Origin of the sequence: Streptomyces sp. YIM 98790, assembly GCF_011421595.1 — a bacterium.
GTDB lineage: Bacteria > Actinomycetota > Actinomycetes > Streptomycetales > Streptomycetaceae > Streptomyces.
In genome coordinates, this window is record NZ_WTLH01000164.1 from 1 (window position 1) to 12,919 (window position 12,919).

The 12,919-nt window shown below is 75.6% G+C and carries 12 protein-coding genes and 2 pseudogenes; 12 read left to right on the forward strand and 2 right to left on the reverse strand.

Features of this window, described 5'->3' with window-relative positions; genetic code table 11:
* The first annotated feature begins 274 nt into the window (after window positions 1–274).
* From GQS09_RS22080 to GQS09_RS22100, 7 genes and pseudogenes are all read left to right on the forward strand, one after another.
* A complete protein-coding gene (locus GQS09_RS22080; protein WP_165988968.1) occupies window positions 275–1,714 on the forward strand; it encodes a PepSY domain-containing protein in 1,440 nt (479 codons plus the stop codon).
* Window positions 1,715–1,814: 100 nt separating this feature from the next.
* Window positions 1,815–2,015: pseudogene (locus GQS09_RS29795) on the forward strand (phosphotyrosine protein phosphatase); the annotation flags it as partial.
* 287 nt (window positions 2,016–2,302) lie between these two features.
* Entirely contained in the window at window positions 2,303–3,319 is a 1,017-nt protein-coding gene (locus tag GQS09_RS22085) for a sigma-70 family RNA polymerase sigma factor (protein ID WP_165988970.1), read from the forward strand.
* A 71-nt stretch (window positions 3,320–3,390) separates the two neighbouring features.
* Window positions 3,391–3,789 (forward strand): annotated as a pseudogene (locus GQS09_RS29800) (YybH family protein); the annotation flags it as partial.
* A 45-nt stretch (window positions 3,790–3,834) separates the two neighbouring features.
* Entirely contained in the window at window positions 3,835–4,233 is a 399-nt protein-coding gene (locus GQS09_RS29805; RefSeq protein WP_313896274.1) for a nuclear transport factor 2 family protein, read from the forward strand.
* 137 nt (window positions 4,234–4,370) lie between these two features.
* Entirely contained in the window at window positions 4,371–5,369 is a 999-nt protein-coding gene (locus GQS09_RS22095) for a dihydroxyacetone kinase subunit DhaK (RefSeq protein ID WP_165988972.1), read from the forward strand.
* 173 nt (window positions 5,370–5,542) lie between these two features.
* Window positions 5,543–6,184, forward strand: coding sequence for a DAK2 domain-containing protein (locus tag GQS09_RS22100; RefSeq protein ID WP_165988988.1), 642 nt, complete (start codon window positions 5,543–5,545; stop codon window positions 6,182–6,184).
* A 53-nt stretch (window positions 6,185–6,237) separates the two neighbouring features.
* Here the strand turns inward: GQS09_RS22100 and GQS09_RS22105 are convergent, their stop codons facing one another.
* Together GQS09_RS22105 and GQS09_RS22110 are read right to left on the reverse strand one after the other, a co-directional pair.
* Window positions 6,238–6,981 carry an HAD family phosphatase gene (locus tag GQS09_RS22105; RefSeq protein ID WP_165988974.1) on the reverse strand — a complete coding sequence of 248 codons (744 nt, stop codon included), beginning with the start codon at window positions 6,979–6,981 and terminating at the stop codon, window positions 6,238–6,240.
* A gap of 699 nt (window positions 6,982–7,680) precedes the next feature.
* Complete coding sequence (locus GQS09_RS22110; protein WP_165988976.1) at window positions 7,681–8,130, reverse strand: hypothetical protein; 450 nt, start codon at window positions 8,128–8,130, stop codon at window positions 7,681–7,683.
* A gap of 365 nt (window positions 8,131–8,495) precedes the next feature.
* Between GQS09_RS22110 and GQS09_RS22115 the strand changes: the two genes are divergently transcribed.
* The 5 genes from GQS09_RS22115 to GQS09_RS30735 all read left to right on the forward strand — a co-directional run.
* Complete coding sequence (locus GQS09_RS22115) at window positions 8,496–9,311, forward strand: alpha/beta fold hydrolase (RefSeq protein ID WP_165988978.1); 816 nt, start codon at window positions 8,496–8,498, stop codon at window positions 9,309–9,311.
* Window positions 9,312–9,603: 292 nt separating this feature from the next.
* Window positions 9,604–10,356 (forward strand): response regulator transcription factor, encoded by a 753-nt coding sequence (locus tag GQS09_RS22120; protein ID WP_165988980.1) that lies wholly within the window; start codon window positions 9,604–9,606, stop codon window positions 10,354–10,356.
* Between the two features lie 76 nt (window positions 10,357–10,432).
* Complete coding sequence (locus GQS09_RS22125) at window positions 10,433–11,290, forward strand: enoyl-CoA hydratase/isomerase family protein (RefSeq protein ID WP_165988982.1); 858 nt, start codon at window positions 10,433–10,435, stop codon at window positions 11,288–11,290.
* Window positions 11,291–11,338: 48 nt separating this feature from the next.
* Window positions 11,339–12,283, forward strand: coding sequence for an SDR family NAD(P)-dependent oxidoreductase (locus GQS09_RS22130; protein ID WP_313896273.1), 945 nt, complete (start codon window positions 11,339–11,341; stop codon window positions 12,281–12,283).
* Window positions 12,280–12,919, forward strand: a 640-nt coding sequence (locus GQS09_RS30735; RefSeq protein WP_165988984.1) for an SDR family oxidoreductase, incomplete at its 3' end; no start/stop codon positions are given. The genes GQS09_RS22130 and GQS09_RS30735, both read left to right, overlap by 4 nt.

Sequence of the window (12,919 nt, forward strand, 5' to 3'; positions counted from 1 at the left end):
CATACCGGCTGCGGATGCTGGCCCGGTCGGTGGCCCGGCGCGGGCCGCCGCGCCCGGCGCCGGCCTGACAGGCGCTCACCCGCCGCCGCCCACCGCGGCGCGGGTGAACCAGCCGATGCCGTCGGGCATGTGACGGCGCTATCGCAGTCGGATGACACCGCCGCCCGTCGCGGCGGAGCCCTCGCCCCCGTCGCCGCCGCCCGAACCGTGCGCCGGCGCCCCGACCGCGTCCGGAAGCCGGGCCGACGGGGACCGGATCAGACAGGAGCTTGTCATGTCCACAACTTCCGTGGTCTCCCCGCGGGCGGCCGGTGACCCGCCCCGCGGGCCCGCCCCCCGCCGCGGCTTCGGCCCGCTGCTGCGGCGCCTGCACTTCTACGCCGGTGTCCTCGTCGCGCCGTTTCTCGTTCTCACCGCCCTGACCGGCCTGGCCTATGCCTTCGCCCCGCAACTGGAACAGCTCGTCTACCGCGAGGAACTGACGGTGCGCGAGGCCGCCGGCGACCCCCGCCCGCTGGCCGAGCAGATCGACGCCGCCCTGGCCGGCCACCCGGAGGGCACCCTCTCCTCCGTCCTGGTGCCGGACGGCCCGGACGCCACCACGCGGGTGGTGCTGTCCGTCCCCGGACTGGGCGCACAGCAGCGCACCGTCTACGTCGATCCCTACACCGCGGAGGTGACCGGTGCGCTGACCACCGACTTCGGCAGCCCTCCGCTGACCACCTGGCTCAGCGGCCTGCACGGCAGCCTGCACCTGGGCGACACCGGCCGGCTGTACTCGGAACTGGCCGCCAGCTGGCTGTGGGTCCTCGCCCTGGCCGGTCTGGTCCTGTGGCTGCGGCACTCCCGGGGCCGGCGCCGGCGCGGCCCGCGCGGGGTGCTGCTGCCCGAGCGCACCGCCCGCGGAGTGCGCCGCTCACGCGGCATGCACGCCTCGGCGGGCGTCTGGCTGGCCCTCGGCCTGCTGGTGCTCAGCGCCACCGGGCTGACCTGGTCGCAGTACGCCGGCGGCCGGTTCGACGCGCTCCAGGGCTCCTTCGACTCCCACGCGCCCGCGGTGGCCACCGCTCTGCCCGGCGCGGCCGACGGCACCGGGGAGGATCAGGTCCATCACGGTGACGGGACGCACGACGGGCACGCTCCGGCCGCCACCGCCACCGCCGACCGGGCGCTGGCCGTGGCCCGTGACGCGGGGCTGGACGGCCCGGTGAAGCTCACGCCGCCGCCGGACGCCGGGCACGGCTGGACCGTCGCCCAGGACGACAAGGTGTGGCCGGTGCGGCTGGACACCGTGGCCGTCGATCCCGCCTCCGGCGAGGTGCTGGACCGGGTCCGCTTCGCCGACCACCCGGTGCTGGCCAAGCTGAGCACGCTCGGCATCCAGGCGCACATGGGCCGCCTGTTCGGCCTGGCCAACCAGATCGTCCTGGCCGCCGTCGCCCTCGGCCTGCTGTGGCTGATCGGCCACGGCTACCGCATGTGGTGGCAGCGCCGCCCGCTCCGGGACACCACCTGGCCGGCTCCCGGCCGGCCCCCGGCCCGGGGCGCCTGGCGGCATGTGCCCCGCCCGCTGCTCCTGCTGGGTGTCCCGGCGGTGGTGTTCATCGGCTGGGCGCTGCCCGTGCTGGGCGTCAGCCTGCTCGCCTTCGTCCTCCTCGACCTGCTGACCGGCGCCGCACGCCGCCGCAGGCAGCGGTCCGGGGACACCGCCTGAAGCGGCGGGGCCGCCGCCCGCGGCATGCGCGGGCGGCGGCCCCGCCGGCGGGCGACGAGCCTCAGCCGCAGCGGATCGGCCGGCACCCGCCTCGGACCGGCAGCCCACGGTCCTCACCCCCGAGGCAGTCCGGGCGTCGGACGACGTCATCACCATGGGCCGCGGCGACGCCTGCACCGTCTTCCCCGGCAGGACCTGCCCGGACTGGGAACCGGCCGGCCCCGCCGGCAAGGGGGTGGAGGCCGTGCGCCCCGTCCGGGACGAGATCCGCGCCCGCATCGAGGCCCTCATCACCGAGATCGGCNGTCCGGGACGAGATCCGCGCCCGCATCGAGGCCCTCATCACCGAGATCGGCTCCCGGACCGCGGGCCGACCGCACGGACCGGAGCCGCCGCTCCTCCCGTCGCGCCCGGCGGTTACTGTCTTTCCTGTCCTCATGCCGGTCCGCGCTGCCATCGAAGGCGTCCAGCTGTCCGGCCCCGGCATCCGGCTGCCGGAACCGGGCGGCCGGGGCGGCGGAGGGAAGCGCCCCGGGCCGCGGCTGTGGCCGGGGCCGGGACACCGGCGGGGAAGAGGAGGGCACTGAGGTGGAGGACTCGGGCGGAGTGCCGGCCGCCGCCGCGCACCGGGGCGAGGCGGCGGACTTCCGGAGCCTGGTCGAGCCGTTCCGGGGCGAACTGCACGCGCACTGCTACCGGATGCTGGGCTCGGTGGAGGACGCCGAGGACGTGCTCCAGGAGACGCTGCTGCGGGCGTGGCGGGCGCTGGACCGGTTCGACGGCCGCGGCTCCCTCCGTCCCTGGCTGTACCGGATCGCCACCAACCGGTGCCTGACGCTGCTGGAGAAACGCGCCCGCCGCGAGCTGCCCACCGATTTCGCGCCGGGCGCGCCCGCCGCCGAGACCGCCGCCTGGCTGGAGCCCTACCCCGGCCACCGGATGGAGCCGGAGGCCGGCTACCTGGCACGGGAGAGCGTGGAGCTGGCCTTCGTCGCCGCACTCCAGCACCTCGGCGCCCGGCAGCGCGCGGTGCTGCTGCTGCGCGAGGTGCTGGGGTTCTCGGCGCGGGAGGTGGCCGCGCTGCTGGACACCACGGTCGCATCCGTCAACAGCGCACTTCAGCGCGCCCGCGCGGCTCTGGACGCGCGGCGCCCCGAGGCCGGTCAGCAGGCGGCGCTGCGGGCACTGGGGGAGCACGGGGTGCGGGAGCTGGCCGGGCGGTACGCGGCGGCCTGGGAGCGCGGCGATGTCGACACCGTCGTGCGGATGCTCACCGAGGACGCCACCTACTCGATGCCTCCCCTGGCCGAGTGGTACCGCGGCCGGGAGTCCGTCCGGGCGTTCCTGGCCGGGAAGCCGCTCACCCTGCGGTGGCGGTTCCGGCGCACCAGCGCGAACGGACAGCTCGCGTTCGGCACCTACCTGTGGAGCCGGGAGCGCGGCCGGTACCTGCCCGCCGGTCTGGATGTGCTGGCCCTGCGCGGGAACCGGATCGCGGAGGTGGTCTCCTTCCTCACCGCCGACTTCGGCCGGTTCGGCCTGCCGGGGGACATCGGGAGCGATTCCCCGGCGGCCGATGAATCCGGCGGCCGGCCCGGGTTGTAGGGGGTGACACGGACGCCCGGCGAGCGGGCGTCACCGCCACCGACGGGAGCAGGGCCATGACCACCGAACCGATGACCACGGAAGCGGCGGCCGGGGACGAGCGGGAGATCAGGGAGCTGGTCGAGCGCTGGACCGCGGCGGTCCGGGCCGGGGACCTCGCGGGCGTGCTCGCGCACCACACGGAGGACATCGTGATGTTCGACGTCCCGCCGCCCCACGACGGCGTCCGCGGCCTGGACGCCTACCGCAGGACCTGGCCGCCGTTCTTCCGGTGGCTGGCGGAAGGCGCCGTCTTCGAGATCGTCTCCCTCGACGTCACCGCCGGGCGAGAGGTCGCCTTCGCCCACGCCCTGCTGCGCTGCGGCACGCCGCAGGACCTCGCCGGGCGGCCCGCGGACCGGCTGCGGCTCACCCTCGGCCTGCGCAGGGAGAACGGCCGCTGGGCGGTGGCCCACGAGCACCACTCCTTCGCCCTGGAGCAGGCGGACGCGGAGGCCGGGCAGCAGGTGCGCGAGGTGCACCGCGGCTGGTCCGAGGCCACCGCCCGCGGGGACCTCGACGCCCTGATGTCCGGCATCGCCGATGACGTGGTGTCCTACGAGCATGACGAGCCGCTGCAGCACCTCGGTGCGGACGCCGTCCGCGAGGTGTGCCGGCACGGCCTGGACAGCGCCGCCGGGGCCGTGGGCTGGCACATCCCGGACCTGCGGGTCCTGGTCCGCGGCGACCTGGCGGTCGCCTGGGGGCTCAACCGGATGACCGCCGGGCTGCCGGGCGGCGGCACCGCGGAGAGCTGGTCCCGCGGCACCCGCGTGTTCCGGCGGCGGAACGGCCGGTGGATGCTCGTCCACCAGCACCTGTCCTACCCGTACGATCCCGCGACCGGTCGGGCGGGGACCGGTCTGCGCCCGTGAGCCGGCGGGCCGTCCCCGCCCGGTCCGGGCGGGGACGGCCCGCCGCGTGCGGTTTGCCGAAGCGCCGGGACGGTTGCAGCATGAAGGTCCGCAGGGGCGGGCCGCTTGATCCGACCTCGCTCGGGAAGGGAGGCAACGTGGCTCCGTTCTTCCAGAACAGCGCCGACCGACTGGTTCCGGACGCCCTGGCCGGCTTCGCCCGCGCCCACGCGGACCTTGTCGCCCTCGACCCGGAGCACGGTTTTCTCGCCGCCCGTCACCCGGCCGGCTCCCGGCTGGTGGGTCTGGTCTCCGGCGGGGGCTCCGGGCACGAACCCCTGCATGCCGGGTTCGTGGGCGCCGGGATGCTCGACGCCGCCTGCCCCGGCCGGATCTTCACCTCGCCGCACAACCGCCAGGTGTACGAGGCGTCGCTGGCGGTGGCCCGGCGGGGCGGCGTGCTGCACCTCGTGAAGAACTACACCGGCGACCGGATCAACTTCGGCATCGCCGCGGAACGCCTCGCCCACCGCGGCATCCCCTGCGCCAGCGTGCTGGTCGACGACGACGTGGCCTCGGACTCGGCCGGCACCGGCACCGGCCGGCGGGGCACCGGGGGCACGGTGCTCATCGAGAAGGTGCTCGGCGGGGCGGCCGACACCGGGCTCGGCCTCGCCGAGCTGCAGGCGCTCGGCACCGGCCTGGCCGCCCGGTGCCGGACCCTGTCCGTCGCCTCCGCGGCGCACACCTCGCCGGCCACCGGGGAGCCCGCGTTCCGGCTGGGCCGGGAGGAGACCGAATACGGCGTCGGCATCCACGGCGAGCGCGCGGCCCGCACGGTCCCGGCGGCCGGGCTCCGGCCGCTGGTGGAGCGCATGGCCGGCGAACTGCTCCAGGCGCTGGGCCCGGCGGCCGGCGATCCGGTGCTGATCCTGGTCAACGGCCTGGGCGGAACCACCTCCCTGGAGCTGTACGGCATCTGCGGCGAGCTGGTCCGGGTGCTGGAGAAGCAGCGGATCGGCGTGGCCCGCACCCTGGTCGGCAGCTATGTCACCGCCCTGGACATGCGCGGCTTCTCCCTCACCCTGCTGGCCGCCGACTGGATGACCCTCAAGTACTACGACGCCCCGGTCCGCACAGCCGCCCTCCGGTGGTGAGCGGGGGGCGGCCCGCCGCGGCCCGGCCGGCGGCCGGGCGACACCGGACAGGAGGATCGCCCATGTCCACAGGCGACAGCCCCGTCAGCCCCGTCAGCTCCGTCAGCTCCGTCAGCCCTGCCAGCCCCGTCCCCGGGGACGTCTGCGGCGGCTCGGCCCTCACCGGGCGCTGGATGCGCTGGTTCACGCAGGGCGCGCTGGCCGTGGAGGAAGAGCTGACCGAACTCGACCAGCTGGCCGGCGACGGCGACTTCGGCGCCAACCTCGGTGCCGGGGCCCGCGCCGCCCGCCGGCGCCTGGACCGGCTCCCCTGGCCCGCCTCCGGCGCCGCGGGGTCCGGCGCCGCGCTCCCCCTGGAGGCCACCGCCACGGCCTTCCTGGACGAGATCGGCGGCACCAGCGGCCCGATGTTCGGGCTGCTGCTGCAGTCGCTGGCCGCCGCCGTGGACGACGCCGGGACCACCACCGGGGCGCTGCGCGACGGAACCGTCCGAGGGCTCGCCGCCATCCGCCGGGTGGGGGGCGCCGCCCCCGGTGACAAGACCCTGGTGGACGCCCTGGCACCGGCCGCCGGGGCGCTGGCCGCCGCCCCGCCGGAGACCCCGCCCGAACGGGCGCTGTCCGCCGCGGCGGAGGCGGCCTGGCAGGGCGTGCGCGACACCGCACGCCTCCGGGCACGCCTGGGCCGGGCGAGCTACCTCGGCGACCGGACCGCCGGGGTGCCCGATCCCGGAGCAGCCGGTATCGGGCTGCTCTTCGGATCGGCCGCGGGGCCGGTGGGCTCCCTGCGCCCCCACCTGGGCAAGGCCGGCTGAGCCGCCGCCGCACCGGCCTGCGGGAGCCCACCGGCCCACCGGCCCGCCGGCGCTCAGCGGACGGTGGGCTCGCCGCCGGAAGGGGAGCCGGCGGGACGGATCCCGCCCGCCCACGCGAGCAGGCCGGGATCGTCCAGTGATGCCACCCAGGCGTCCACGGTGCCGTCCTCGCCGCCGGCGAGCCGGGAGCCGACGCCCAGCACCCGCAGGCCGGCCCCGCGCGCGGCCCGGACACCGGTGCGGGAGTCCTCCACGGCCAGCACCAGCTCCGGTGCCGCGCCGCACAGCCGGGCCGCCGTCACGTATCCGTCGGGCCAGGGCTTGGGACGGACGACGGCGTCACGCTCGTCCGGCACCGGCATCCCGGCCACCACCACATGCCGGACGTGGCGCAGCAGCCCGGCCCGCTCCAGGCCGGCCTGCACCGCCTCGCGCGGGCAGTTGCTCGCCACCGCGAGCGGCACACGGCGGGCCACCCGGTGGACGAACTCGGCCGCACCGGGCATGGCGACCGCGTCGTCACCGGCCCGGGCGAGGAAGTGGCGCAGCAGCGCGTCGGCCAGTTCGGTGGCGAGTTCCGGCTTGCTGGCCTCCACCGCCATGAGCCGCCCGCAATCGGTGTAGTGCATCCCCTCGACGCGTTCGGGGAATCCGGCCGGCGGCCTCAGTCCGTATTCCGCCAGCGTCCGGATCCGGGCCTCCTGCCAGGATCTCTCCGTATCGACGAGGGTGCCGTCCACATCGCAGACGACAGCTACCGGAGACCAGTTCCGGAAAAACCGGCACGGTGAAGACATGATGTACACCTGCTCTCGGAGACAGGGCGCAGCGCAAGAAACCGCAGCGCCCGCTGCCTGAAGGGAATCCCGCGGAGGGTGACGGGCCGTGGCCACCGATGTTCTTTGCCGGGCTGTCTCCGGCGGGTCGGGCCGTGCTCTGGACCGCCGCGTGACCGCACCTGCCGTACCGAGCCACGCGGGGAGTTCGCCCACTCGGCACCGTCACGTGGTGCGGTGATGCGAAGGTATTTCCCCCGGAGAAAAGGTGCAATCGTCATTTCGAGTGCTCGACAGAGAGACGAGAAATACCCTATAAGGCTTCGCGGCTCACTCACCGCTCGCTTTTGCCGCCCGGCAACTGCACCTGCGAGGCGATCAGTTGCACACGGCACGAGCGCGCCACGCCTGGCGGCGGCGCATCGTCACCGCGGCCGGAGCCCTCCCTTTCCGGCGGGCATTCATACAGAAGGGCGTAGCGAATACACCTGGGTGGAAGCTTTTCCGGCGGAGAGAAATCCTCCGGGCGCCCCGGGCGTACCACGGCGCACAATGAGGAGCGCAATACTTCCCGGGCCCTTGTTGAAGAAACCCCGTCGCTCACGGCACTAAATGTCGCGAGTATGGCACGGCGTCCGCGTCGGTCTCCACACCGCTTCGGGTCTGCGCGCGTTCCCCGCCTTCCCCGCGGCGCGGCGGGCCCGGCACCGGTCCCGCCCGTCAGGGGGCGAAGAGCCGCTCGCACCAGGACTGCGCCGCGGCGGGGACACGGTCCTCCGCCATGCGGCAGACGGTGCCGGGACCGTCCGGCGACTCCTCGGCCGCGTCCGGTGACGGGCCGCCCGTTTCCGGGCCCGCGGCGCCGGCCGTGGTGCCGTCGTCCGGCAGCACCCGCCCGCCCGGGGCGGCGGCGCTCGCGGCCGGGTCCGGCACCGGGCGGGAAGCGGCGGGCGCGGTCTCCGCCGTGCTCCCGTGGTCACCGTCCACGGGGGCGGCCGGTGCCCGCGGCACCGGTTCTGCGGGCCCGCTGCCGTCCCGGGCGCTGGTCACCTCCCGCATGCCGTCCTCCTGCGCCGGTGACGGCGGGGCGTTCAGCAGCGCGGAGCCGGCCGTGCCCCGGCTGTCCTCCCGGGCACAGGCGCTGAGAGGAACGACGACGGCGACGGTCACGGCAATCGCGGTGACGGCAGGACGGCAACGCACGCGGGAAGTCTGCCCGCCGGGCGGAGCGCGCCGCCACCCGGCTCACCCCAATGGCCCAGGCCGCCGCACGCCGCGCGGCATCCCGCCCGGGGGCCGGGCGGCCCGGGGCTGCGGCCGGTGACCGGTGACCCGGCCTGCGGAGGCGCGAGTCCGTCACGGCGTGGGCCGGGCTCTCCGCGGCGGCGGGGCCGGGCGGGGGGGGGAAGCGGCGGCGCGACCGGTGCATCGCTGTCCGTGTGACAGCAGGTTCCCCCCGCGAGACCATGACGGAAAGAAAGGGATGGAAACCGACAGGGACAAGTAGATGTCACGCCACGTCAGAGGTGCGCACCATGACTGACCATCACACACTGGAGCTGCGGGGACAGCGGATCGAGAGCTGGACCGCGGGGCCGCCGGACGGCCCGCTGGTGACCTGCACTCATGGCCTGTCCATGGATCACCGGATGTTCGACCGGCAGACCGGCCCGCTCACCGCGGCCGGCTACCGGGTCCTGGTCTGGGACCTTCCGGGGCACGGCGCCTCGAAACCGCTGAGGGGACGTTTCTCGGTCGGCACGGCCGCCGGCTGCCTGGCCGACCTGATCACCGCCCTCGGCCACCGGCAGAGCATTCTCGTCGGGCACTCGCTCGGCGGTTTCGTCTCCCAGGAACTGCTGCACGAGCGGCCGGGGATGGTGCGCGCGCTGGTGGTGGTCGGCAACAACAGCCTGACCACCCCGCTGCCGCTGCACCAGCGGCTGGCGCTCCGGCTGTCGCCGCTGCTGTTCCTGCTGCGCGGCGACTCCTGGCGCCGGAAGGTGGTCAGCCGGGAGACGGCCGCGACACCCGAGGCCCGGGAATACGCCTACGACGCCACCAGCCGGATGCGCAAGAGGGAGTTCGTCAGCGCCTGGGCGGGCATGTCGCGTTGCCTGCGTCCGGAGCCGGACTACCGGATTCCGTGTCCGTTCCTGCTGACGCTGGGGGAGCACGACGAGACCGGCACGGTCGCCGACGATCCCCGGCGGTGGGCCGAGCGCGAGCCGGACAGCGACTTCGCGGTGATCCCCGGAGCAGGACACAACGCCAACCAGGACAATCCCGACTTCTTCAACCGGCTGCTGCTGGACTTCCTCACCGAGCGGACGGGGCCGGCCCGGGTCTGAGGCCGGAGAGCCGGGGCCGGACAGTACCGGGAGTACCCCTCAATCAGGAAGAAAAGTAAAATGGGCGTAATAAGCATCACCCGGGGCATATCATCACGCTGAGCGGTCCTAGGCTGAACCAAGCCCATTCGAACATCTGCACCCTCACGCCGCGGGCGTCACACGCCCGGCCCGGCCGGGGGAGAGGGCCCTGCTACTTCCCGGTCCCGGCAGAAACCAGCCTCGCCATAAGGGGGATGAGATGCCGGCATCGTCCATGCCACCGTCCATACCGCAGTCCATACCGCAGTCCGTGCCGCACCCCGTGCCCGGGGACTCGTCCGGGGAGAGCCCCGGTGCCTCCGCCCGCCACGGGCCCGGCACGGTGCTGGTCGTCGAGAAGTTACCGCTGCTGTCGTTCGCGGTCGAACGGACGCTGGGCGCCCACGACGGGGTCTCCGTGGTGGCGACCGCCGACGACCCCCGCTCCGCGCTCGACCTGGTCCGCCGCCACACCCCGGACGTGGTGCTGCTGGAACTCCACCTGCCCACCGCACGTCAGGGCCTGGCCCTGTGCCGCGCGCTGAAGAACCTGGCGCTGCCGCCGCGGGTGATCTTCTTCACCGCCGACAACACCCCGGACGCGGTCGCCGACTCGGTCGCGGTCGGCGCGGACGCGTTCATCCACAAGTCCATCGCGCCCCGGGAGCTGGGCGACGCGGTGGTGCGCACCTCCACGGGCCGGCCCACCTGGTGGCTGGGCGACGACTACGGCGCCGACCACCGCCCCGTCGCCGCGGCCCGGGCCGAGGAACTGATGACCGAGCGGGAGAAGGAGGTGCTCGCGCTGCTGCTCCAGCGCCTCACCAACGAGGAGATCGCCCGGGACCTGTCGCTCGCCCATCAGACCGTCAAGAACTATGTGAGCAGCGTGCTCGGCAAGCTGGGCGTCCCCAGCCGCCGGCACCTGTTCGCGCAGGGCCCGCGCCCGGCCGCTCCCGCAGTACCCGCCGCCCGCCGGAACGAGTACCGCGGGGACCGGGTGCCGCGCCGCCCGGGCGCCTAGCGTCGGATCCGTCCACGGCGCCGCACGCCCCGTGGTTCCGCGCTTCGTCCCGCAGGCCGGCCGAGAGGTGAGCAGCATGGCAGTCCCCGGCACCGGTACGGGCTCCGGCACCGGCACCGGCACCGGCAAGGGAGCCCCGGGGTCCCCCGCGGTGCTGGAGAACACCGTGCGCGACGGGGTCGCCAGGCTGGTGCTCGGCCGGCCGGACCGGCGCAACGGCCTGGACCGCCGGCTGGGCGAGGCCCTGCTGCGCGCGGTGCTGGCCGCCGCCGAGGACGACGGTGTCCGGGTCATCGTGCTGACCGGGCGGGGGGCGGCGTTCTGCGCCGGGGACGACATCGACGCCCTGGCCGGCCTGGTGTCCGGCGAGCGGCGGCGCACCCCGACCTTCCCGGAGACCGGAGACTCCTACTACCTGCGGATCTGCGAGGCGCTGCTCCAGGCGCCCAAGCCCGTGATCGCCGGCCTCAACGGTGCCTGTGCCGGTGCCGGCACCGAGATCGCCTGCGCGGCGGACTACCGCCTGGCCTCGGGCACGGCCCGCATCGGCAGCTGTATCAGCAGACTGGGGCATGTGGGGAACGCGGTGCTGCTGCCGCGTGTCGTGGGACCGGCCCGCGCCACGGAGATCTTCCTGACCGGCCGCCTGCTGGACGCCGACGAGGCCGCCCGGATCGGACTGGTCGACCGCGTGGTTCCCGCCGACCGCTTCCCCGCGGAACTCGACGCGCTCGCCGCCGAGTTCGGCAGCGGGCCGACCCGGGCCTACGCCCTCTACAAGGAGCTGCGGGAACGCGCCTGGTACGCGCCCGCGGAATTCGGCCTGCGCCTCCAGGACGCCTACCACAACCGGTGCCTGACCGGATACCGCGACGGACGCGAGGGACCGGCCGCGTATCTGGAGCGCCGCCCGCCCCGGTTCACCGGCAGGTGACTTTCGGCTGCGCTCCGGCCGGGGCTCCGTCACGACAGGAGACGACCCGTGCGAGACGACCCCACCCCACAGCCCTCCGGCACCCCTGACCACTCCCGCTCCCCCGGCCCCCCGGGCCCCTCCCCCGCACACGGCCCCGCCGCGGCCGGCCGGCCGGCCGCCGCTCCCCCGGAACCCGCCTTCGGCCCGGCCCTGTTCGCCGGCCGCACCGCCCTGGTCGCCGGGGCCGGCAGCGGCATCGGCGCGGAAGTCGCCGCCGGCCTCGGCCGGTACGGCGCACAGGTGGCGCTGCTGGGCCGGGACGCCGCCGCGCTCGGCAGGACCGCCGCGGCCGTGGAGAAGCACGGCGGCCGGGCCCTGGCGCTGCCCGCCGACCTGGCCGACGGCCCCTCCCTCCAGGAGGCCGCCGGGCGCTGCGCGTCCGTCCTCGGCCCGGTGGACCTGCTGGTCAACAGCGTGGTCCTGGCGACCCGGCAGGTCTTCCTGGCCGAGCAGAGCGAACGGGACTGGCAGCGCACCCTGGACGTCAACCTCACCGGCACCTACCGCCTGTGCCGGCTGGTCGTCCCCGGCATGACGGAACGGCGGCGCGGTTCCGTCGTCCTGCTGTCCTCCACCGCCGCCCGCCGCGGGCTCGCCTCCAACACCGCCTACTGCGCGGCCAAGTCCGGCATCGAGGGATTCATGCGGGCGCTGGCCAGGGAAGCCGGCCCGTACGGGGTCCGCGTCAACGCGGTGTGCCCCGGCCTGACCGACTCCCCCGCACTGCGCGACGAGGACCGGTACGGCCGCGACTTCATGGCCAGTCTGCGCCGTCACCACGGGCCGCCGGACCTGACCTGGGAGCGGTACGTGCAGCGGGCGGTCCGCGCCACCGCCCTGGGCCGGCTGCTGGACTCCCGGGAGGTGGCGCACCAGGTGCTCTACCTCCTCTCCGACCTGGCCTCCGGAGTCACCGGCAGCACCGTGGACGTCGACGCGGGGGCCCCGTGACGGCCGGGCCGCCCGCCCCGCACGGCCGCACCGCCGCCCTGCTGCACCCCGGCGCACCCGGCGCGGACGTGGTGGCGCGGGCCCTGGCCGACGCCGGGCTGCGGCTCACGGAGCCCGGCGGGCCCGCTCCCCCGGACGTGTGCTGCGCCGTGCTGACCGGGGAGACCGTCCTCGGGCACCGGACGGGCCCCCGGGCCCTGGACCGGCGGGCCGCGGCGGAGACGGCGGACGCCATGGCCGGCCGGGGGTCGGGGCGGATGCTGCTGGTCACCGACTTCGGCCCGGAGGTGCACGGCGCGACCGACCCCGGGCATGCGGCGGCCCGCGCCGCCGACCTCGCCTTCTGGCGCCACCTGGCGGCCCGCGCGGCACCGCGCGGGGTGCTGCTCAACCAGATCCGGGTCGGAGCCGCGCCCTTCCTGGCGTCCCGCGGCGGCCGGCGGCGCCAGCAGCGGCTGCTGCCGCACCTGGCACTGCACCGCGGCGCACGGCCGGCCGACCTCGCCGCAGCGGTCCGGCAGGCCGTGGCGGCCGGCACCTCCTACACCGTCGGGGACACCCTCCGGGTGGACGGCGGCCTCGGGCTGGGACACATCGCGCCGCCCGGCGCGGGCCGGCCGGCACCCGGGGACGGCC